General features: G+C 64.3%; 20 protein-coding genes and 3 pseudogenes. 6 read left to right on the top strand and 17 right to left on the bottom strand.

What is annotated here, in order from left to right; genetic code table 11:
* Positions 1-162 precede the first annotated feature (162 nt).
* The 4 genes from thiL to PW947_RS22935 are packed head-to-tail and all read left to right on the top strand — an operon-like array spanning position 163 to position 3037.
* Positions 163-1212, top strand: a complete 1050-nt coding sequence (gene thiL / locus PW947_RS22950; RefSeq protein ID WP_299634703.1) for a thiamine-phosphate kinase — start codon at positions 163-165, stop codon at positions 1210-1212.
* Positions 1202-1939, top strand: a complete 738-nt coding sequence (locus PW947_RS22945; RefSeq protein WP_366146138.1) for a phosphatidylglycerophosphatase A — start codon at positions 1202-1204, stop codon at positions 1937-1939. Before thiL ends, PW947_RS22945 begins: the two co-directional genes overlap by 11 nt.
* Positions 1940-1985: 46 nt before the next feature.
* On the top strand, positions 1986-2486 hold the full coding sequence (locus PW947_RS22940; protein WP_299634702.1) for a CinA family protein: 501 nt from the start codon (positions 1986-1988) through the stop codon (positions 2484-2486).
* Between the two features lie 17 nt (positions 2487-2503).
* On the top strand, positions 2504-3037 hold the full coding sequence (locus PW947_RS22935; RefSeq protein WP_299634701.1) for a cupin domain-containing protein: 534 nt from the start codon (positions 2504-2506) through the stop codon (positions 3035-3037).
* Positions 3038-3055: 18 nt separating this feature from the next.
* Here PW947_RS22935 and PW947_RS22930 read toward each other — a convergent pair whose 3' ends face one another.
* From PW947_RS22930 to PW947_RS22870, 14 genes and pseudogenes are all read right to left on the bottom strand, one after another.
* Positions 3056-3337, bottom strand: a complete 282-nt coding sequence (locus PW947_RS22930; RefSeq protein WP_299634700.1) for a helix-turn-helix transcriptional regulator — start codon at positions 3335-3337, stop codon at positions 3056-3058.
* The gene (locus PW947_RS22925; RefSeq protein ID WP_366146147.1) at positions 3334-3594 is read right to left on the bottom strand and encodes a type II toxin-antitoxin system RelE/ParE family toxin; all 261 of its coding nucleotides are present in this window, start codon (positions 3592-3594) and stop codon (positions 3334-3336) included. The genes PW947_RS22930 and PW947_RS22925 overlap by 4 nt, the downstream gene beginning before the upstream one ends.
* Positions 3542-3652: pseudogene (locus PW947_RS31285) on the bottom strand (type II toxin-antitoxin system RelE/ParE family toxin); the annotation flags it as partial. The pseudogene PW947_RS31285 and the gene PW947_RS22925, both read right to left, overlap by 53 nt.
* A 103-nt stretch (positions 3653-3755) precedes the next feature.
* Complete coding sequence (gene pyrF, locus PW947_RS22920) at positions 3756-4571, bottom strand: orotidine-5'-phosphate decarboxylase (RefSeq protein ID WP_299634699.1); 816 nt, start codon at positions 4569-4571, stop codon at positions 3756-3758.
* Between the two features lie 77 nt (positions 4572-4648).
* Positions 4649-5704, bottom strand: a complete 1056-nt coding sequence (locus PW947_RS22915; protein WP_299634698.1) for an aldose 1-epimerase — start codon at positions 5702-5704, stop codon at positions 4649-4651.
* 215 nt (positions 5705-5919) lie between these two features.
* Positions 5920-6837, bottom strand: a complete 918-nt coding sequence (locus PW947_RS22910; RefSeq protein WP_299634697.1) for an SMP-30/gluconolactonase/LRE family protein — start codon at positions 6835-6837, stop codon at positions 5920-5922.
* Entirely contained in the window at positions 6834-7634 is an 801-nt protein-coding gene (locus PW947_RS22905; RefSeq protein ID WP_299634696.1) for an SDR family oxidoreductase, read from the bottom strand. The genes PW947_RS22910 and PW947_RS22905 overlap by 4 nt, the downstream gene beginning before the upstream one ends.
* A gap of 47 nt (positions 7635-7681) precedes the next feature.
* Positions 7682-8698, bottom strand: a complete 1017-nt coding sequence (gene araH / locus PW947_RS22900) for an L-arabinose ABC transporter permease AraH (protein WP_299634695.1) — start codon at positions 8696-8698, stop codon at positions 7682-7684.
* A gap of 62 nt (positions 8699-8760) precedes the next feature.
* Positions 8761-10287 carry an L-arabinose ABC transporter ATP-binding protein AraG gene (araG, locus tag PW947_RS22895; RefSeq protein ID WP_299634694.1) on the bottom strand — a complete coding sequence of 509 codons (1527 nt, stop codon included), beginning with the start codon at positions 10285-10287 and terminating at the stop codon, positions 8761-8763.
* A gap of 117 nt (positions 10288-10404) precedes the next feature.
* Complete coding sequence (locus PW947_RS22890; protein ID WP_299634693.1) at positions 10405-11403, bottom strand: arabinose ABC transporter substrate-binding protein; 999 nt, start codon at positions 11401-11403, stop codon at positions 10405-10407.
* Positions 11404-11553: 150 nt separating this feature from the next.
* The gene (locus PW947_RS22885; protein WP_299634692.1) at positions 11554-12348 is read right to left on the bottom strand and encodes an SDR family oxidoreductase; all 795 of its coding nucleotides are present in this window, start codon (positions 12346-12348) and stop codon (positions 11554-11556) included.
* Entirely contained in the window at positions 12345-13025 is a 681-nt protein-coding gene (locus PW947_RS22880) for a 2-dehydro-3-deoxy-6-phosphogalactonate aldolase (protein ID WP_299634691.1), read from the bottom strand. The genes PW947_RS22885 and PW947_RS22880 overlap by 4 nt, the downstream gene beginning before the upstream one ends.
* A 111-nt stretch (positions 13026-13136) precedes the next feature.
* Positions 13137-14217, bottom strand: a pseudogene (locus PW947_RS22875) (2-dehydro-3-deoxygalactonokinase).
* Positions 14214-15230, bottom strand: a complete 1017-nt coding sequence (locus tag PW947_RS22870; RefSeq protein ID WP_299634690.1) for an IclR family transcriptional regulator — start codon at positions 15228-15230, stop codon at positions 14214-14216. The pseudogene PW947_RS22875 and the gene PW947_RS22870 overlap by 4 nt, the downstream one beginning before the upstream one ends.
* A 637-nt stretch (positions 15231-15867) precedes the next feature.
* Between PW947_RS22870 and PW947_RS22865 the strand changes: the two genes are divergently transcribed.
* Both PW947_RS22865 and PW947_RS22860 read left to right on the top strand, forming a co-directional pair.
* The gene (locus PW947_RS22865; RefSeq protein WP_299634689.1) at positions 15868-16416 is read left to right on the top strand and encodes an outer membrane beta-barrel protein; all 549 of its coding nucleotides are present in this window, start codon (positions 15868-15870) and stop codon (positions 16414-16416) included.
* A 217-nt stretch (positions 16417-16633) separates the two neighbouring features.
* Positions 16634-17494: a hypothetical protein gene (locus tag PW947_RS22860; protein ID WP_299634688.1), complete on the top strand. Its 861-nt coding sequence runs from the start codon at positions 16634-16636 to the stop codon at positions 17492-17494.
* 39 nt (positions 17495-17533) lie between these two features.
* On the opposite strand, the gene mtgA is transcribed toward PW947_RS22860, so the two are convergent.
* The 3 genes and pseudogenes from mtgA to PW947_RS22845 form a co-directional block, all read right to left on the bottom strand.
* A complete protein-coding gene (mtgA, locus tag PW947_RS22855; protein WP_299634687.1) occupies positions 17534-18256 on the bottom strand; it encodes a monofunctional biosynthetic peptidoglycan transglycosylase in 723 nt (240 codons plus the stop codon).
* Positions 18257-18379: 123 nt separating this feature from the next.
* Positions 18380-19250 (bottom strand): annotated as a pseudogene (gene aroE / locus PW947_RS22850) (shikimate dehydrogenase).
* Complete coding sequence (locus PW947_RS22845; RefSeq protein ID WP_299634686.1) at positions 19247-21364, bottom strand: RNB domain-containing ribonuclease; 2118 nt, start codon at positions 21362-21364, stop codon at positions 19247-19249. The pseudogene aroE and the gene PW947_RS22845 overlap by 4 nt, the downstream one beginning before the upstream one ends.
* Between the last annotated feature and the right edge of the window lie 205 nt (positions 21365-21569).

Here is a 21569-nt window from a genome sequence, read left to right as displayed (position 1 = left end):
CGAAACACAACTGCCAGGACCGAAACAGCACGACAGATAGCGCAAAGCACATTTGCGAGACACTTGCTGCGTCGCACAAATCGCGCGTCCGGTCCGCCGTCCATGCGTTTGTCGCGCTTATCGCTCCCGGTTTAACCGTTTTTGCTGCACGGACCCTTCCTCATGCTTTCCGAGTTTTCGCTGATCGAACGTTTCTTCGCGCGCCGCGCCGCCACCCGCGCTCACGCTGCGCGCCACCCGGTGCCGGACGCCGCGTCCGCGTTGCTCGGCATCGGTGACGATTGCGCGCTGCTGAGCCCGCGTCCGGGCGAAATGCTGGCCGTTTCGACCGACATGCTGGTCGAAGGCCGCCATTTCTTTCCCGATGTCGATCCGCACGCGCTCGGTCACAAGACGCTCGCGGTGAACCTGTCGGACCTCGCCGCGATGGGCGCCGCGCCGCAAGCGTTCACGCTGGCGTTCGCGTTGCCGCGCGCCGACGAAGCATGGCTTGCCGCCTTCAGCGCCGGGCTGTTCGAACTGGCCGAGCGGTTCGGCTGCGAACTGGTCGGCGGCGACACCACGGCCGGTCCGTTGAATCTATGCGTGACAGTGTTCGGCAGCGTGCCGGCCGACGTCGCGTTGCGCCGCGACGCCGCGCAAGCCGGCGACGACATCTGGGTGTCCGGCACGCTCGGCGATGCGCGCGCCGGTCTCGGCGCGATTCGCGGCGAGTGGTCGGTGGATCATGCGAATCCGGCCTTTGCCGATGCCGATCACGCGCAATTTCGGCGCGCGCTCGAACGTCCGGAGCCGCGCATTCTGCTCGGGCTCGCGTTACGCGGCGTCGCGCGCGCGGCGCTCGATCTGTCGGACGGACTGGCCGGCGATCTGCGCCATATCCTCGAACGGTCGAATATGGCCGCAATCGTCGATGCCGATGCCGTGCCGCGTTCCGACGCGTTGCGCCGGCTAACGCCGGAGATCCAGCGACGTTGCACGCTGTCCGGCGGCGACGATTACGAACTGTGCTTCACCGCGTCGCCGGCGATGCGCGACGCGGTCGAAAACGCGGGGCGCGCAGCGGGCGTCGCGGTGACGCGCATCGGTACAATATGCGCACCGTACAGTGCGCCGCACGCGGCCGCGCCTCACGCCATTGTCTGGCACGACGCAGACGGCGCACCGCTCACCTTGACGTTGCAAGGCTTCGATCATTTCCATGCAGACTGAACTTCCGCTCGGCTCCGCCGACGATCACCCGCCGCTCGCGATGTCCGGCGATCCCACGCCCGCACCCGCGAGCCCGACCGGCCCGGCCTCGTTCGACGGTGCGAGTGGCTCAAACGGCTCAAGCGGCGCCAACGGATCAGGTGGATCGAGCGGCTCCAATGGTCCGAATGGCCCCAACGGCCCCGGCAGCGCGAACCGGCCGAACGGCCCGGACGGCGCGAAAGGCGCGCCGTCCGCCGCGCAGAAACGCCGCGCGACCGCCCGTTTCATGCTGTCGCATCCGCTGCATCTGTTTTCGCTCGGCTTCGGCAGCGGGCTGTCGCCGATCATGCCGGGCACGGTCGGCACGCTGTTCGCGTGGGCGTCGTTCGCGGTGCTCAATCCGCATCTGACCGTTCTCGAATGGGCGGTGCTGATCGTCGTTGGCTTTTTCGCCGGGATCCCGGTCTGCGATTTCACCGCCAGGAGAATGGGCATCGACGATCCGTCGCCGGTCGTCTGGGACGAAATCGTCGCGTTCTGGCTGGTGTTGCTGATGGTGACGCCTGCGACGCCGGTGGGTCAGTTCTGGGCGTTTGTCGTGTTCCGCTTCTTCGACATGGTCAAACCGCCGCCGATCCGTTATTTCGACCGCAGATTGAAAGGTGGATTTGGGATCATGTTCGATGATCTGGTCGCCGCGTTTTTCACGTTGCTCGTGATTGCGTTGTGGCGCATGGCCGTTTGACCTTTAACCCGGCTTCTCCGACCGTTTCCGCCTCGCTGGATACATCATGCCTACCGATTCCGTGGTTCACCAACTTGCAATCCGCGCCGGCAACCGGTTGCGCGACGAACGGCTGATGTTGACGACGGCTGAATCGTGCACCGGCGGCATGGTCGCGACCGCGATCACCGATATTTCCGGCAGCAGCGGCTGGTTCGACCGTGGTTTCGTCACGTATTCGAATCAGGCCAAGAGCGAGATGATCGGCGTGCCCGCCGATCTGATCGACCGACACGGCGCGGTCAGCGAACCGGTGGCGCGTGCGATGGCCGAAGGTGCGTTGCGCAACAGCCGCGCGCAGGTCGCGCTGTCGATCACCGGCGTGGCCGGTCCGGGCGGCGGCACCGAGACGAAACCGGTCGGCATGGTGTCGTTTGCGTGGTGCAACCGGCTGCATACGAACATCGAGACCATCGTATTCAAGGGCGATCGCGAGCAGATTCGGGTGCAGGCGGCCACGCACGCGTTGCGCGGGCTGCTGAAGCTGCTCGACGAGCGCGAGCGCTAGGAAACCGGAGTCCGTCCATGTCGTTCGATCCGTGCGCAGCTTCGACCGTTGCGGCCACGCAAGCCGCACTGATCCGCGAACTCGATCTCGTGCCGCATCCGGAAGGCGGGTTTTATCGCGAGACGTACCGGTCGGCGGCACGCGTGACCCGCGAAGCCGATGCCGATACCGCCGACGCGACACGGTCGGCATCGACGGCGATCTATTACATGCTGTGCGACGGCGCGCACTCGGCGTGGCATCGGATTCGCTCCGACGAGGTCTGGCACTTCTATGCAGGCGATCCGCTCGACGTCCACATGATCGACGACGCGGGCGTCCTGACGACGCATCGGCTCGGCAATCCGCTGACGCAGGCGGGGACGGTGTTTCAGGCGGTCGTGCCGGCGGGTTTCTGGTTCGCCGCGGAATGCCGCGACGCGACCGGTTTCGCGCTGGTGGGCTGCACCGTCGCGCCGGGATTCGAATTCAGCGAATTCGAGATGGCGGACGTGAGTGCGTTGCGCGACGCGTATCCCGCGCACGCGACGTTGATTGCGCGGCTGGGATAGGACGGGTGCGACGGGCGATCAGGCCGCCAGCAATTCGATATGCACACGTCGTCCGAGCGACGTTGCGATGTTCACCAGCGCGTCGAGCGAAAATCGCGATACCCGTCCACGCAACAAGTCGTTCACGCGCGGTTGCGTGACACCGCAGTGCACGGCGGCCTCGGCTTGCGTCCATTCGCCCTGCTGGATCACCGCTGCAATCTGCTGCATCAATTCTGCGCGTGCGCGCAGATTGGCAGCCTCCTCCGGCGTATCGGCGAGTGCATCCCAGACGCTGGTGTAGGTTTCGGTTTTCGTCATTTCATCCCTCTGATCAGTTCATTAAACCGGGTCTTCGCGACATCGATGTCGCGCTGTGACGTGGCTTGAGTCTTTTTCTGGAAGGCATGTAAAACATAAACCGCATCCGCAATTCGCGCCGTGTATACGACGCGCAAATGTTCCGGAGTCGTCCCACACACGGAGTTCCTCAACGCCCCTGCCGATGGTCGGCATGGGTTTGAAGTCGTCCGGCTGCTGGCCGCGCTGGACCTTGTCGAGTTGATAACCCACGTCATGCCTGGCGTCTTCCGGAAACTCGCGCAAGCACTTCAGCGAGTCTCCGAGAAATCGCATTGGCTTCATGCTTCAATTATATCCAAACGGATATAAATCGCAAATTCACCGCCTGACATGTTGTTGACCCGGCGTCCACGGGTCAACGGGACTACGCGGAACATCACCGGTACGCATTGATCCGGTCACGCGTTTCCATCGCCGCTTTCGCCGCTGCGTCCGCGAAATCGTCGCCTTTGCCGGCATAGATGATCGCGCGCGACGAGTTGATCAGCATGCCCGTGCCGTTTGCCGTGCGGCCGGCCTGGACGGTTGCCTGCACGTCGCCGCCTTGCGCGCCGATGCCCGGAATCAGCAAGGGCATATCGCCGACGATCCCGCGCACGATTTCGATTTCCTTCGGGAAGGTCGCGCCCACCACCAGCGAGAGTTGTCCGCTCGCATTCCACTTTTCCGCCGCGAGCTGCGCCACCGTCTGATACAGCGGACGCCCGCCCACATCCAGAAACTGCAGATCGGAGCCGCCCGGATTCGAGGTCCGGCACAGCACGATCACGCCCTTGCCTTCATGCGCCAGATACGGCTCGATCGAGTCGAAACCCATGTACGGGTTCACCGTCACCGCATCGGCGTTATAGCGTTCGAACGCTTCGCGCGCATATTGCTCGGCGGTGCTGCCGATATCGCCGCGCTTCGCGTCGAGCAACACCGGCAAGCCCGGATGATTGGCGTGGATATGCGCGATCAGCTGTTCGAGCTGATCTTCCGCGCGATGCGCGGCGAAATACGCGATTTGCGGCTTGAACGACGACGCATACGGCGCAGTCGCATCGACGATCGTGCGGCAGAATTCGAAAATCGCGTCGGGCCGGTTGGCCAGTGCGCCGGGGAACTTGCTGGGCTCGGGGTCGAGGCCGACGCACAGCAGCGATTGGGTACGCTGCCACGCGTCGTTGAGTGTCTGGATAAAGTTGGACATGGTGAGTCTCGCGCGAGCCAAAGAGAAGGCGCGTATTTTACCCGTCCGCGCCCGCGATACTCATCCGCCGCCGCGCGTTATTGCTGACGACGCCCGGCCTTCGCGCCCGCCATCGCGCGCAAACCCGTGCGCTCGACGGTAAAACGGAACGACCGCGTCAGGCACTCGCCGCGGCCGAGCAGCGTCATGCCATGCGCGACGCCGCCGCCAGGCAGATTCACCGCATTGATCGGATGATCGACCGGCTCGAAGCAGAAAAAGTCTTCGCCGGGCGGCGTGTACAGCACGTAGTAATCGGTATCGGCGGACACCGTCAGCGACAACCGGCGTTTCGGCCACACCACGCTCGCGGTGCCGCTCCACTCGGTGAACGCGTGATTGACGATCGAATCCGGCAACGGATACGCGACGCCGAATTGCCACGCCGGCGGCGCCTGAACGTGACGCGTCGGCAGCCAGTCGCCGCCCGACAGCCACAAGCCGCCCGCCGCCGCCGACAGTTCCGTGCTCGCGTCACGCACGAAATACGGATGGATGCCAAGCCCGAACGGCAACGCGTCGCGTCCGGTGTTTTCGATGTCGAGCGTGATCACGAGCGTCGGGCCGTCGAGCGCGTAGGTTTGCGTCGCGCGATACGCGTACGGCTTGCCGTCGCGACGATCGAGCGTCAGCCGCACGCTTTCACGCTCGACCACGTCGGCGACTTCCCAGTTCGCGAGCCAGCCGTCGCCGTGAATCGGCAGCGTTTCGCCGTCACGATTGCGCGGCACCTCGACGCGCCGTCCGGACGCGCTGAAATGCCCGCCGCCGATCCGGTTCGAATACGGCAGCAACGGATAACACGCGAGCTGTTCGGGATCGGTGTCGACGGCGACGTGGCGGCAACGGCGGAAGATCGGCGTCAACGCGCCGTCGTTGCGATAGTCGAAGCGCGTGAGCCCGCCGCCGAGCGACGGCGCGACGTCGAGCCGCAAATGCGCGTTCGCGAGCGTGACGCAGGCCACTTCGCCGCCGCTCGTCTCGCCGACGGCAACCGCGGAGGTACTCGGACCGGCCAGCACCGGATTGGCCGCAGCAGCCAGCCGCGAGCGGCGCGTCTGCGTGGAAGGAGAAACGAGATGCGCGACAGTCATATCAGGCTCCATCGAGAGGCGTGGGACTTTCCCGTCATCGCTGACAGGGGGTGGTGGGCGACTTGCCGACATCACGTCGCGGCCGCCTCTTCAGGTCCGAACTGCATGCTGCTGGATGCTTTCTTATGGTGTTCACCGCGACTGCATCTACACAACCCAAAACATGGAAAACGGCACAACTGAACCGCGACTGCCCGGATTACCCCGTCGATCGGTCAGTCGACACGCGGCGAACCGGCAAACACCGGTTCCGGCAGACCGCGACGGCCGGGCGTCGCGCTGAACACGCCGCCCGCGTGCGGATCGCCGGCGAGCGCTGCCGCGTCGAGACCGACGCTCGCGCTCGTAATGTACAGCGTGTCGCCGTCCGGACCGCCAATCGCGACGCAACTCGGTTGCGCGGTCGGTACGCTCACGCGTTCGGTCTCGACGCCGTCGGCGCCGTACCGCACCACCCGCGCGCCGCCCCATTGCGCGTTCCACAGGCCGCCGTCGGCGTCGATGGTCGAGCCGTCGGGTTCGCCGCTCGGGTCGGTCAGCGTGACGAATTCGCGGTCGTTCGCGATGCTGCCGTCAGCGCGATAGTCGCATGCGCGGATCGCCAGATCGGGCGAATCGCAGTAATACATCGTCGCGCCGTCGGGACTGAAAGCAATCGAATTCGCAATCGACGGCGCGGGCAACGGCAAGCGTTCGAGCGTCAGATCGTGATTCAGACGATAAAACCCGCCCACTTTCCTCACCGGCGACGCCTCGTCTTTCGTGCCGAACACGAAGCGTCCCTGACGATCGCAGCGACCGTCGTTGGTGCGCGTATTCAGCCCCGGCTCGACATCGACGATCGCCGTGAGCGCTTCGGTCGCAAGATCGAAAAACGCCAACCGCGACGCGAGTCCGAGCAGCAACACGCCCGGATCGTCGCACAACGCGAAGGTGGCGAGACGCTCGGGCATCGCCCACGCGACGACGCTGCCGTCGCGCGGATCGTAACGCGACAGCTGCCGCCCTTCGATATCGGTCCAGTAGAACCGGCCGGTGCGCGCGCACCACGTCGCGCCTTCGCCGAGCGTGTTCTTCGCGTCGATCAGCAAGCTGGCTTGCAGGGATGCCGGTGTGCGTTCGCCCGAACTCATGCCCAGCCTCCGTCCACGATCACGTCTTGCGCGGTCAACATCCGGCTGTCGTCGGCGGCGAGGAACAGCGCCATCCGCGCAATATCTTCCGGCGCGAGTTCCGCGTCGATGCACTGCCCTTCCGCGATTGCCCGGCGGCCCGCGTCGTCGAGCCACAGCTTGCGCTGCTTGTCCGTCAGCACCCAACCCGGCACCAGCGAATTGACACGGATATTGAACGGCCCGAGATCGCGCGCGAGGCCGCGCGTCAAACCTTGCACTGCCGATTTCGACATCACGTAGACCGGATAACCGCCGTTCTTCAACATCCAGCTGATCGAGCCGAGATTGACGATGGAACCGCCGCCCGCCGCTTTCATGTCGTCGATCACGGCTTGCGCGGCGAAAAACTGATGCCGCACGTTGACCGCGATACCGGCGTCGAACGATTCCGGCGTGACGTCGGCGATGGTGTGACGGCGGTCGTTCGCGGCGTTGTTGATCAGCACGCCGATCGGACCGATCGCCGCACGCACGTCGGCGATGGCTCGCCTCAGCGCGTCGATATCGGTCAGATCGCACGACAGAAACAGCGGCGCATGACGCGAATCGCCGAGCCGGCCGGCCAGCGCTTCACCAGCGCTCGCGTCGATATCGAAGAACGCGACGCGCGCACCCTGCGCTGCGAAATGCTCGACGAACGACGCGCCGATGCCGGTCGCGCCGCCGGTGATCAGCACCGTGCGGTCTTCCAGGCTCGGATAGCGCGCGTAAGGGCTGTGGGCCTGACGGGCGGTCGCGTTGGCGGGTGACGACATCGTTACGGTTCCTTGTTTGCGGGTTTCGTGAATGCGGATGCGTGCGCTCAATCGCGCGAGCCGCGGTTCTTCAACTGGTCGAGCAGCACGGCGGCCAGCAGGATCGCGCCGCGCACGAGGTATTGATAGAACGCGTCGATGTTCAGAAGGTTCATCACGTTTTCGACGGTGCCCATGATCAGCACGCCGATCACGACGCCGGAAATCGTCGCGCGGCCGCCGAGCAGCGACACGCCGCCCAGCACGCACGCCGAAATCACGTTCAGCTCGAAGCCTTCCGCCGCGTTCGGCTGACCCGATGTAATACGCGATGCGAGGATCACGCCGGCCAGCGCCGTCACCGCGCCCTGGATCAGGAAAATGTAGACGCGCGTGCGTTCGACATTGATACCGGCCAGTCGCGATGCTTCCGGATTGCCGCCGATCGCCAGCGTGTTACGGCCGTAGACGGTCTGGTTCAGCATCACGCCGAACACGATGAAGCACAGCAGCGTGACCCAGATCGGCAGCGACACGCCGAACATCGACAGTCCGCCCAACGCGATAAACGTATCCGACGACACGCCGACCGCCTGACCGTGCGACACGATAAAGCCGAGGCCGCGCACGATTTCCATCGTGGCCAGCGTCGTGATCAGCGCGTTGATGCGCAGATACGCGATCACCGCGCCGTTGACGAAACCGATCACGCCGCCCGCCGCCACCGCCGCGACGATCGCGATAAACGTGTTGCCGGTCGCGTTGAGCACCATCGCGCACAGCACACCCGCAAACGCGACCGTCGAGCCGACCGACAGGTCGAAGTCGCGCGATGCGAGACAGAACATCATCGTGCACGCGACCATGCCGATCTGCGAGATCGACAGCGCGAGGCCGAGCATGTTCTCGATCGAGAAGAAGTGATCGACGGTCAGCGACATCGTCACGAACATCACGACGAAAATCACGATCAGGCTGTATTCGGTGATCTGCTGCCACCATTTCGCCTTGTCGTTCGGTTGCGGAATCAGCGCATCGGCGGCGCTCTTGGCGGCCTGTTGCGCGAGGTTTTCTCTGGCTTGCATGTGATTGCTCCTCCCGTTCGTCACGGGTCGATCGGTCAATTCGGTGTGGTGTCTACGTTGCTTTATGCCGCTTCCGGCACGGACCGCAATTCGGTCGAGCTTTGCGGCAACGCCAGGCTCAGCACGGACTGCTCGTTCGCCTGCGCGCGCGGCAGTTGTCCGGAAATGCGCCCTTGCCGCATCACGACGATCCGGTCGGACACGCCGAGCACTTCCGGCAATTCCGACGAAATCATCACGATGGCGCAGCCGCGTTCGGCCAGTTGATAAATCACGTTGTAAATTTCGTGCTTCGCGCCGACGTCGATGCCGCGTGTCGGTTCGTCGAGGATCACGACTTTCAGGTCCGGCTCGGCCAGCCAGCGCGACAGAATCGCTTTCTGCTGATTGCCGCCCGACAGAAAACGGATCTTCTGACGGCGGCTCGGCGTCTTGATCTTCAGCAGCTTGATAAACCGGTCGGCGGTTTCCGCTTCCTTCTTGCGGTCGAGGAAAATCCCGCCGCGAAGGTAATGGCGCCGGCAACTGATATTGATGTTTTCCGCCACGGTCGCCATCGCGACGATGCCTTCTTCCTTGCGGTCTTCCGGACACAGCACGATGCCGTGACGGATCGCTTCGCCGGCGCTGCGCACCTTGATCGGCTTGCCGTCGAGCATCAGCTCGCCGGCCTTCTTGCTGTCCGCGCCGTACACGAGGTGCATCAGTTCGCTGCGGCCCGCGCCGACCAGCCCGAAAAAGCCGACGATCTCGCCGCGACGCACTTCGAAGCTCGCCGGTTCTTTCAGCGCGTGACCTTCGATCGCTTCCGCCGCGAAGCGCACTTCGCCGAGTTCGCGCGGCGAGTAGTTATAGATGTCCGCGATTTCGCGCCCGACCATCTCCGAGACGATGGTGTCGCGCTTCACGTCGGCCAGCGACGGATGCGACGCCACCTTGCGGCCATCGCGGAAAATCGTGCACGCGTCGCAGAGTTCGTAGATCTCGTCCATCCGGTGCGAGATATAGATCAGCGCGCGATTGTCGGCGCGCAGATCGCGCACCAGCTTGAACAGCACTTCGGTCTCGCGATGCGACAGCGAACTGGTCGGTTCGTCGAGCGCGATCACGCGCGCGTTGCGCAGCAAGGCCTTGCAGATTTCGACCATCTGACGCTGCGCGATCGACAGCTTGCGCAGCTTCGCGTTCGGATCGAGCCCGACGCCCATCGCCTGCAGACGCTCCTGCACGAAACGCTTCGCCTCGCGCTTCTTCACCCAGCCGAGCGCGTTCGGCAACGCGCCGAGCAGCAGGTTTTCCGCGACTGTCAGGTCGGGGACGTATTGCAGCTCCTGGTGAATCACCGCGATGCCCGATGCGATCGACGCGGCCGCGCTACCGAAGCGCACCTCGTTGCCGTCGATCAGGATCTGGCCGGAATCCGGCTGATATTCACCGCCGAGAATCTTCAGCAGGGTCGATTTCCCTGCGCCGTTTTCGCCCATCAGGCCGTGAACCTGGCCGGCGTTCACGTCGAATGACACGCCGTCGAGCGCACGCACGCCTGGAAACACCTTGCCGATATTGTCAAAACGCAGCGTCGCTGACACTTTGCCTCCTGTTCCATCGAATGAACCGCGCAGCGCCTCGTGGGCGCGGCGCGGTCTGTCTCTACTGCTTCGTCGATTGCTTCTGTTTTTTTGCGTTGCAGCTACGTCACGCCACGCTTACTTCGACGCGAGGCCCATCTTTTCGCGGACTTCGCCGACGTTGTCGCGCGTCGCCAGCATGCCGGTCGTCAGCGTCAGCTTCGGCGGTTCCTTGCCGGCCGTGATCCAGTCGTACATCAGTTCCGAGGTTTCTTCGCCGTGGCGCTTCGGGCTGATGATCACCGTGCCGTAGAAACCGGTCGGGTTCGGCTTCTTGAATTCGTTCATCGCCGATTCCGAACCGCCAATGCCGATGCCGATCATGTTGTCCGCCTTGAAGCCGCGGCCTTCCGCTGCGCGCACTGCGCCGAGCACGCCTTCGTCGTTCAGCGCGTAAGCGACCCAGTGCTTGTACTTCGGGTTCTTCGTCAGCGCGATGTTGGCTGCGTTGAACGCGTTTTCCGTGTCGGTCTTCGCTTGCGGCGCCATGATGATGTTCGCCTTCGGGAAACCGGCGGCGACCAGCGCGTCGGTCGCGCCCGACGTGCGGTCATGCGCGGTCGGCAGCTGTTCGTACGTGACGTCGATGGCACCGACGTCCGCCATGTTCCAGCCGCGCTTCTTGATTTCCGCCGCCAGGCCGTCGCCGACCTGCTTGCCGATGTTGTAAGCCGAGATGCCCATGTGCGGCACGGCTTCGATCGGCTTGCCCGCGCCGTCGACCAGACGATCGTCGACCGTCATCATCTTCAGTCCGTCAGCCTTCGCCTTCGCGACGATGCCCGGTCCGAGCTTCACGTCCGGCGTGCAGATCACGAAGCCTTGCGCCTTTTGGGCGGCCAGGTTGTCGATTGCGCTCATCACCTTCTCGCCCGAAGGCGCGCCGATCTTCACCAGCGTGAAGCCCTTCGCCTTGGCGGCCATTTCGGCGAACTTCCACTCGTCCTGGAACCACGGCTCTTCCGGCTGCTTCACCAGAAAGCCGATCTTGACCGGGTCAGCCGCCTGCGCGACCGGTGCGTTGAACATCACGGCAGCCGCTGCCGCCGTCAGCGTGAGGAAAATCCTGCGTTTCATAATCTTTGTCTCCTGACTATCAGATAACGAGAAGGTATCGGCCGCGTCTTCTTATCCCGGTGTGACGCACGCGGCCAGCGCGTCGTCCGGTAACCGCACTATCTTTTCCGCTGCTACTTTCGTTACTTCGTTATTCGGTGATACGTGTGTTCAGTCGTGATACAGCGCCGAACGACCGCCATCGACGGTGATGCAACTCGCGTTGATAAACGGCGCCTCGTCCGACGCGAGGAACACCGCCGTCATCGCGACTTCTTCCGGCTGGCCGATACGGCCCATTGGTTGCAGATCGAGCGTCGCCTGTTTCGCGGCGACCGGATCGGCCTGGCCGTTCCACCAGTCGAGCGTCAGTTGCGTTTCGATATAGCCGGGCGCAATCGCGTTCACGCGCACGTTGCGCGGCGCGTATTCGATGCCGAGCGCGCGCGTCAGGCCGATCACGCCGTGCTTGGCGACCGGATACGGAAAGCAGCCTGGAATGATCTTGAAACTGTGTGTCGATGCGATGTTGACGATGCTGCCCGCGCGACGTTCGACCATGCCCGGCAACACCGCGCGGCAACCGTTCCACACGCCGTCGAGATCGACCGCGAAGCAGCGGCGCCAGTCGTCGTCGGTCATCGTCAGCGGATCGCAGAACACGTTGATGCCCGCGTTGTTCACCAGCACGTCGATCTTGCCGAACGCATGCTCCGCTTCGCCGACCGCGTGCTGCACCGACGCCGACAGCGTCACGTCGGTCTGGACCGCCCGCACCCGCGCGCCGGAGACGCCGTTCGCCGCGCACGCGTTTTCGATCTGCTTCGCGGTTTGCTGCGCCATGTCGAGATCGAGTTCCGCGAGCACCACGGCCGCGCCTTCGCGGGCGAACGCGAGCGCGATCGCCGCGCCGATGCCGCGCCCGGCGCCGGTGATCATCGCGACCTTGTCGGCGAGACGGTTCATTTCGCCGCGCCTGCCCGCGCGATCCGCAAACCGTTGATGAACGCCTTCGCGTGCGACGCGGTCACGGCCGGCGTCTGGCCCGGCTTGTACAGCGCCGAGCCGAGACCGAAGCCGTTCGCGCCCGCGCTCAGGAACGGGCCCATGTTGTCCGGCGTGATCCCGCCGACCGGCACCAGCGGCACTTCTTTCGCGATCACCGCGCGCCATGCTTTCACGACGATGCAACCGAGTTGCTCGGCCGGGAACATCTTCAGCACGTCGGCACCGTTTTTCAGCGCGATAAACGCTTCGGTCGGCGTGGCGACGCCGGGCGCGCATGCGAGCCCTTGCGCTTTCGCGGCGCGCACCACGTCCGGATCGCTATGCGGCATCACGACCAGTTCGCCGCCCGCCGCTTTCAGATCGTCGACATAGCTCGCGTGCAGCACCGTGCCCGCGCCGACGATCGCGTCGGCGGGCAACACCTGACGGATCGCCGCGATGCTGTCGAACGGCCGCGGCGAATTCAGCGGCACTTCGATGATCCGGAAACCGGCTTCGTACAACGCCTGACCGTGCGCGGCGGCATCGTCGGGCGTGATGCCGCGCATGATCGCGATCAGCGGACACGCGGCGAATGCGGCCATCAGACCGGCGTGCGGTTCGTACGGGCCAGGCAGATTGATGTGAGGTTGCATATCGGTTCCTTGTGTCGTGGCGGCGTTCGTCTGCGGTGTCGCGTGCTGTGTATGTTCGGGCTTCGGGTCTGCGGTCGTGGCGGTCGTGGCTGGCGCTTGGGCGTCGCGCGCTCAGCCCGCGCGCGGCGCGGCCGACGCCGCGTGCACCAGACCTGCTTGCGTGGCGACGCGCCAGAGTCCGCGCTCGGTGGCGTTATCGACCGGCGCTGCATCGACGCAGCCGAATTCGGCCAGCGCGACGCGATAGCGTTCGCACAATCCTTCGTTGCCGATCAGTTGCAGCGACCGGCCCGCGAGCCCGCCCTGCTGCTGCTCGACCAGCGCGGCGTCCAGTCCGGCGAGTTCGTGTCCGATCAGCAGGCCCGACAGATAGTCCGGCTGCCGATCGCCGGCGAGCTGACCGGTCAAGCCCAGCGTGCGCGTGCTGAAAATCGTTGCGAGAACAGCCGGCGCGGCCTTCGTCGCGCGCGATCCGCACGCCGCGCAGAAACGCGTCGCCGTCCGGATGCGCGGGAAGCTGCATCGTGCGTCCGAGAATCGTGTGGTCGCGCAGCGCGGCAAACACTTCGCCCGTCATAAACGTGTGAAAACGTTCGATCCGGCCGGCGCGCACCGTCACCCATTTCGCGTGCGTGCCCGGCAAACCGATCAACGCATCGGGCTGCGCGGCCGCGGCGTTCGCGGCATCGTCGGCGCGCTCGCTCAATGCGCCGAAAATCTGCGTTTCCTCGCCGCGCATCACGTTCGGCAGCTCGCCGCGTTGCAGCACGCCCGGCACGATATTGACGGTCGCGCCCGAAGCGGCCGTCACGCGGACGATGCCCGCGACCAGCGCGTCGGCGGTGGCCGGTGCATCGACATACGGCGCTTCGGTCCAGCCTTGCGCGCTGCCGACCATGCCCGCCGCGATCACCGGCAAACCCGGCGTGCTCGCGAGCCAGTCGCCGCAGACTGAATCGAACGCAGCGTCGAAACCGCCTTCGGCAGCCGGACGCGGCAGATTCATGATGCCCGCCTTCGATTCGCGGGTCGCGAGCACGTTGCCGGTCGCATCGAACAGATAGGCGCGCAGCGAAGTCGTGCCCCAGTCCAGCGCGATCAGCGCGGCCTCGTGTGCGGCTGCGGCGGAAACGCTTGTGACGGGCGTTTCGGCGATGGATTCGGCAGGTGTCACGGTGGCGGGTCGGGTCATCGTTTGATCCTGCGGGTCGCGGGTTGCGGCGCGCGCCAACCGAGTTCCTCGGAGATCGCGCGCGCTTCGCGCTGCACGACTGGAATCAGCTCGTCCATCCGTTCGAGCGACATATACGGAATCGTGCTCGCCACCGACAGCGCCGCGACGATCGCACCCGACGCGTCGCGCACCGGCGCGGCCACGCAACGGATCGACGCTTCGTTTTCTTCCAGATCGAACGTGAAGCCGCCCGTCGAATAGTTCGTCATCCGCTGCATGAAGGTGGTCGCGTCGGGACGGTTGTCGGGCGTGAAGCTGACACCGGCCAGCGCGCGGCGCGATGCGTCGAACATCGACTGCCATGCGTCGGGCGTGAGATCGAGCATCATCGCCTTGCCGATTCCGGTCGATGCGAGCGGCATCCGGTGGCCAACGCGCGAGCGCATTTCAAGGCCGCGCGTGCCGGGAATCTTGTCGATATACAACACGTCGTCGCCGTCGCGCACGCCGAGGTGAATCGTGTCGAGCGTGTGGTCGGCAAGCGCTTCGAGGTGCGGGCGCGCTACCGCCGTCAACGGCATCTGTTCGAGCGCGATGGTGCCGAGTTCGATCAGCTTCGGTCCGAGCAGATAGCCGCCTGGCACCTGGCGCAGATAGCGCGCCTGGACGAGGCTACTGACCAGCCGATGCGTGGTGCTGCGGGTCGTGCCGAGCGCAGCGCCGAACGTACGCAGATCGCGCACGCCGGCGGCCGCGGCTTCGAGAATCGCGAGACCGCGCAACAGCGTTTGCGTGCCGGCCTGCTGCGGCGTGATGTCGAGCAACGTGCTCGGCAAACCGATGCTGTCGCCGGTGGCGGGAAGTGCGGCGAGCTTGCGGGCGGCCTGGCCGCCGTTCGCGCCGTTCGCTGCGGTTGATCCCGTCGAATCGACGGCGGCACGCTCGTGGACGGCGTCCGCTGCCTCGTTTCGCGGCTGCGGCGCGGCGGAGCTTGCGGCTCCGGCGGCGTCATTGGACATCGCTTTGTTCATGGCGAATGACGTTTGCGAGAGGTTGACGTATCGACGTTAGCGCGCGAATTGCGCGGAACGGCCAGTGATGGCGGGCGCCTGAGCCGACGCGCTGACCGCGAACGCGGACGGGCGAGGCTGGGCTGGCAGACGTGCAGCGGACGAAGCGCAGCGTGCGCGTGCGTCCGGTCTGAAAGACTTGAGCATGGTGACTGTCTCCGATTCGTCGCCGGGCGCCCGGTGCAGAGTCTGCAGCGGATCACGCCTGGCACTTTTGCCTGTTGGCTTGTTGGTTCGGATTGTAGGGCGCTTTTTTAGGATTCACCAATATGTGAATGTAAGCGTCAGATAGTGGGATTTCTACGACACGGCGAGCGCTCGCGCCGGTGCGCGCCGCCCTAATCTGACAACGATCGATTATTTCCTGGCGGGGCCTGCAATTTTTCCCGACTTCTTAATTAACGCTCAGCAAATCTGAGGTTAATCAAAAATCCACACGGTGTTGTTTGAGATTCGTCCTATACGATCTCAAGACACGCGCAATTAGTCTCGCTGCAGTTTGGAATTTCATCAGACAGCGCGTCTGAAATCCGGAATTTACATTCCAATAACATTTCAGAATTAGCAGACCTTATTGGGCGTATCGATTTATTCAACTATGTTTAATCTCAAGAAATATCTGATCACTGCGTCAGTTTTAGCGCTCGCAGGTGTAGTACACGTTAATGCACATGCGGATACCGCGACCGACGCACCGACCACGGCAAAGATCGCGGGCGCCGATTTTTCCGGCGTCTATGTGGGTATGAAAACGGGCCGGAATCTTTCGAATGCAGCGGGTCATGTCGCGTTGCCGCGTCACGGCTCGAATTTCGTCGGCGTGACCGCCGGCTATGGCTTCGACGTCGGTCCGCTGATCGTCGGTGCGGAAGCGTTCATGGATCTGCACAACGGTTCGACGACAGGCAAAGACGGCGGCATCGACGCGAAAGTCGGCATGCCGTTTGGCCGCTTCATGCCATATGCGCGCATCGGCATTACCGGTTCGTATCCGAATGCGCGGCTGCATTACGGCATCGGCACCGAGGCGCACGTTTATCGACACCTCAACGTCGCCGCCGAATGGACCACCGATACGTCGCGCACCGAAGGCACGAATCGTCGCAATGACAGCTTTACCATCGGCGTCAAGTATTACTTCGAGTAAATCAGCCAGGTTTATTGGTTCAATCGAAAGCGGCATTCACCGTCCAGTGAATGCCGCTTTTATTTTAGATGGCAAACCGGGCTGCGCGATTCGGCCCGATTGGGCAGAGTCCGATTAACGGCGTCGCGCGTCGCAGGTACTGTCGATAACTCTTAAATAGCAGGAAAAAGACAGCGCCCCGCGAGCCCTTCTCACTGCGCGCCTGTCCACACGTACCATGCAAACCCTGATCGTCACCGCCACCAGCGACGCGTACATGCCGCTGTTTCGTGGGCTCCTCGCGTCGCTGAAACACGCCGGCCAGTTACATCCGTTCGACGGCATCGCCTGCCTGGATGTCGGCTTGAGCCCGCTGAACCGCCATTGGGTCGAGCAGAACGTCACGCACGTCGTCGCGCCCGGCTGGGAGTTGACCGGCATCCACGAGTCCATCAAAGACCGCTCGCCGCATTTGCGTGCGATGACCAGCCGCCCGTTCCTGCCGCGTCATTTTCCCGGCTACGACCTCTATGTGTGGATCGACAGCGACGCCTGGGTGCAAGACCCGTCCGCGCTGCACGCGTTGATCGACGCGGCCACCGGCGGCGCGATCGCGATCGTCCCGGAACTCGATCCGTCCTATGCGGAAGACAGTGAGCGTGATCGGCGCGAGACGCAATTGCGCGAATATTTCGGCGACGCCGCGGCACCGCTTCTGCACTCGAACTTCTATTACAACTCGGGGGTATTCGCGTTGTTGCGCGACGCGCCGCACTGGCAGGCGTGGGCAAACGACATGCAGAAAGGGGTGTCGGCGAGCGGCGGCACCATGCTGTGCGACCAGACCGCGCTGAATCATGCGCTGTGGACGCGGCGGCTGACCGTGCATCCGTTGCCGTCAACCTGCAACTGGATGTGTCATCTGGCCGTCCCGGTGTTCGATCCACAACGGCGCACGCTCAACGATCCGCTGCCGCCGCACGCGCCGATCGGCATCGTGCATCTCGCGGACGAAAGCAAAGATACGCTGGTCAACTACGGTCCGCGTTTTCAGCGGTCGTTGCGCTATCCGCACGACGAAGCGGTGACGGCAAGCTGAGTCACGCGGCCATGCGGGTGTATTGCGTGGCCGCGCAACTTACTGCGGCAATTCGGCCGCGCCCATCCGCCGGGCGATCACGCCGGCGCGCTGGGCCAGATATGCGGAACCGCGATGTTCGTCGAAGTATTTCGGGCGCGGCAGCATCACCGCGAGCCGCGCCGACTGTCCCGCCGTCAGCTTCGACGAGGTCGTCTTGTAGTAGTAATGCGCAGCGGCCTCGGCGCCGTACACGCCGTTGCCCCACTCCACCGAATTCAGATAGATCTCGAAGATACGTTCCTTATCCATCAAGGTTTCGAGCATCCACGTGATGATCAGCTCCTGGCCTTTGCGGATATAGCTTTTCTCGCGCGACAGAAACAGGTTGCGGGCAAGTTGCTGCGTGATCGTCGAACCGCCGCGCACGATCTTGCCGCGCGACTTGTTTTTCTCCCACGCTTGCAGGATCGCATCGGTTTCGTAGCCGTTGTTATTGACGAAGTTCGCGTCTTCGGACGCGATGATCGCGCGCTTCAGATTGCGCGAAATCTGGTCGTACGGCACCCATTGCCGCTGGATCGCGAGGTCGGGCCGATCTTGCGACAAGCGCCACGCGTCGGAGCGGATAAACGCGGTCGACTGCGGATTCACCCAGTTCCATACGGCAATCTGCGCGAAGTAGAACGCCTGCGTCGCCAGCCACGCGAGCGCGACCACGCCCACCAGATACACACACCACCGTGCCGGACCGGGCCGGCTGACGCGTTTTGTCGTTGTCATGTTGGTGCGGGTCGCGTGAGGTTGGCGGGAGAGTGATGTTGATACTGGATGCTCGGGCGGCCGGCCGCGAAATGGACGCGAAACGGACGCGAAACGCACGCTAACCGGGTGCGTCCGGTGCGATCAGCTGTCGGCGTGCGCGTTCAGCATCGCGCGCAATTCCGCCAGCACCGGCGCGCCGTCAGGCCGCACGCCGCGCCAGACGAAGAACGATTCCGCCGCCTGCTCGACCAGCATCCCGAGCCCGTCCGCGGCCCGCGCGCCGAGCTTGCGCGCGTGCTCCATGAACACGGTCGGATGCGCGCTGTACATCATGTCGTACGCGAGCGTGCCCAACCCGAACGCACGATCGTCGCACTCCGGCAGCGACGCGTCGAGACTGCCCGCCGTCGCGTTGACGATCACGTCGTATTGACCCGGCTCGATGGCCTGCGCGCTGCCGCCGCCGATCTTGCACGATGCGTCGCGCGCCGACGTCGCAAACTGTTCGACCAGTTCGCTGGCCCTGGCTGCCGTCCGGTTGACGATCGTCAGCGTATGCGGCGCGCGTTCCAGCATCGGCAACACGACGCCGCGCGCCGCGCCGCCTGCGCCGAGCAGCAAGATACGCGCGCCTTTCAGCGACGTACCGAGATTCGCTTCGATATCGTGGACGAGGCCGAAGCCGTCGGTGTTATCGCCATACACACCCGACGCATCGAACTTCAGCGTTATTGACCGCGCCCGCCGCCGCCGCACGCGCCGACAGGCGCGTGGAAAACGCATGCGCGTCGAGCTTGAACGGCACCGTGACATTCATCCCGCGACCGCCGGCGTCGATAAACGCGCGCACGTGCGGCACGAAGCCGTCCACCGGCGCGAGCAGCCGGCCGTATTCGACGGCCTCGCCGGTTTGCTCGGCAAAGCGCGCGTGAATGGCGGGCGACTTGCTATGCGCGATCGGATTGCCGATCACCGCGTAACGATCGCGCGGCTGACTCGATGACGTGCTCATTGCTCGCGCTCCTGCTCGGGTTGCGGTGCGGCATCGGAGGCATCGGCGTCGGCCGCTGCGCTGTCGGCTTGCGGCGATGCGGCCGCGTTGTCGAGATCGGCTTCGGCCTGCGCTTCGGCTTCGCTTTCCGCCGATGCATCGGCCGCGTCGATCACCTCTTCGTCGCTTTCGTCCGCTTCTTCGGCTTCCGCCTCAGCGCCGCTCGACACGACCGGCGCGTCGAGCACATGCAGCGGACGCACCGACGCTTCCACCGTCAGTTCGTCGATGCCCATCACTTCGAGCATGATCCGCGTACCGCGTGCATGCACGCCGAGACCCGGCACGTGCAGCAGCAGCGGTACTTCTTCGAGACGAACCAGATCGCCCTTCACGACCGACGCGACGACCTGCTTCTTGCCTTCCTGCTTCAGCCAGCGCAAGCACCAGAAATATTCCATCCGGCGCTGATGATCGGCGTATGCCGTGTAAGTGTCGTCAAAACCCTGGACCACCGCGAACAGATCCGCGTCTTTCGGCTTGAACGGCGCGGCCAGCTTCGCGGTGACGCCATGCTGCACGCACGCGAGCAATTGCCACTGATTCACCAGATCGACGTAACGGCGCAGCGGCGACGTGCTCCACGCATATTGCGACACGCCCAGCCCTTCGTGCGGCGCGGCGTTGGTCTGCATCCGCGTGCGCTTCGGGCCGGTCGGCGTGCCGAACGCGCGTTGCGAGCGATAGATGCCCGGCACGCCGTGATCGTGCAGGAACGCGCCCCACGACGAGTTCGCGAGAATCGCCAGTTCCGCGACGATCGTGTCGAGCGGCGAACCGCGACGGCGCGGCGTGATCGTGATGTGTTCTTCGTCGACGTAGAAGTTGAAGTCGGTATTGCGCTGAACTTCGCGCTTCAGCCCGTAACCCGCGCGCGCCGCCTGACGCTTTTCGAACAGCGCCTGCGCGAACGGCCACAGCACCGCGATGTCTTCCTTATGCGGATAGTCGCCGGTGCCGGCGGCCAGCGCCTCTTCCGTCACGAGTTCATCCAGCGTGTTGTGGCGCAGATTGCTCTTGATAAACACACGTTCCGCGCGCGTTTCGCTCGCGACGATTTCCTGCGTCTCGCGATTGACGATCGAATACAGCGACAACGCCGGACGCAACGCGCCTTCACCGAGCGTGAACGCTTCGACGACGCTGTCCGGCAGCATCGTGATCTTGTCGCCGGGCATATAGACGGTCGACAGACGCGTGCGCGCGATCGAATCGACGTCGTCGCCGCGCGCGATGCCGAGCGCGGGCGCGGCAATGTGCACGCCGATCCGCAAGCGACCGTCGGCCAGATGCTCGACCGAGAACGCATCGTCGATTTCGGTGGTGGTGATGTCGTCGATCGAAAACGCCTGGACGTTCGCTTCCGGCAGATCGTCAGGCAGCGCGCCCGGCTTAACAGCCGGAAAACCGACGCCGTGCGGGAAGTATTCCGACAGGAAACGCGCCTCGTGCAATGCACGCGCTGACGGAATGCCGCCGCATTCGAGCATCAGACTCGCCTGCGAAATACCACGCGCGGCGGCGGCGGCTTCGAGCGCCTTGTATTCGATGGTGTTCTTGTCGGGATGCGTCAACAGGCCGAGCGCCTTGCCGACCAATGCGTCCGGCAGTGTGCCGGCCTTCAGTTCTTCCTCGTATTGCGCCTGCACCAGACCTTGCTGACGCTTGCGCTCCAGCGACGCCAACGCCATTTGCAACTGCTCGTGCGGCGCGCGCTGATATTGGCCACGCCCTTTGCGACGGAAATAGATCGGCGCGCCGTGCATTTTCAGCACCAGCGCTGCACGTTCGACCGCGCCGAAACGCTCGCCGAAGTAGTCGGCGCCGAGCGTGGCGAACGGGAATTCGTCGTCGGGCGCGCATTCCCACAGGAAGTCCAGATCGATTTCCTGTGCGGCCGCGTCGGCCTGCTGCATCAGTTCGCCCGCACTCGGCTTGTCGAACTCGATCAGCACATCTTTAGCGCGCACTTTCGCGCGACGGCCGCCCGGCAACTCGACCTGGAACGCGTCGCCCTGCTTCGACAGCACGCTGCCGGCCTTGAAACTGCCCGATTCCTCAAAGAAGACGTTCACTCAATACTCTCGTTCTGGCTTGCTTCTGCCGTCGCGTGACGCTGCGTGATCCTGCCCGCAAGGCCTGCGACGACAACGTGTTCGTGGTGTCCGCCGTGCGCGGCGCGAGTGCGGCTCACGTGGCTGCGTGGCTCGCGGGCTTGCGTCGCGCGGATCGGCGGGATGGTTCTATCTAGTTAGTGGCTCAGTGTGCTTTCGGTGCCTC

The sequence above is a fragment of the Paraburkholderia sp. genome, from assembly GCF_028283785.1.
Lineage (GTDB): Bacteria > Pseudomonadota > Gammaproteobacteria > Burkholderiales > Burkholderiaceae > Paraburkholderia.
The sequence above is the reverse complement of the archived record's forward strand: the minus strand, read 5'-3'. Positions and strand labels throughout refer to the sequence as shown.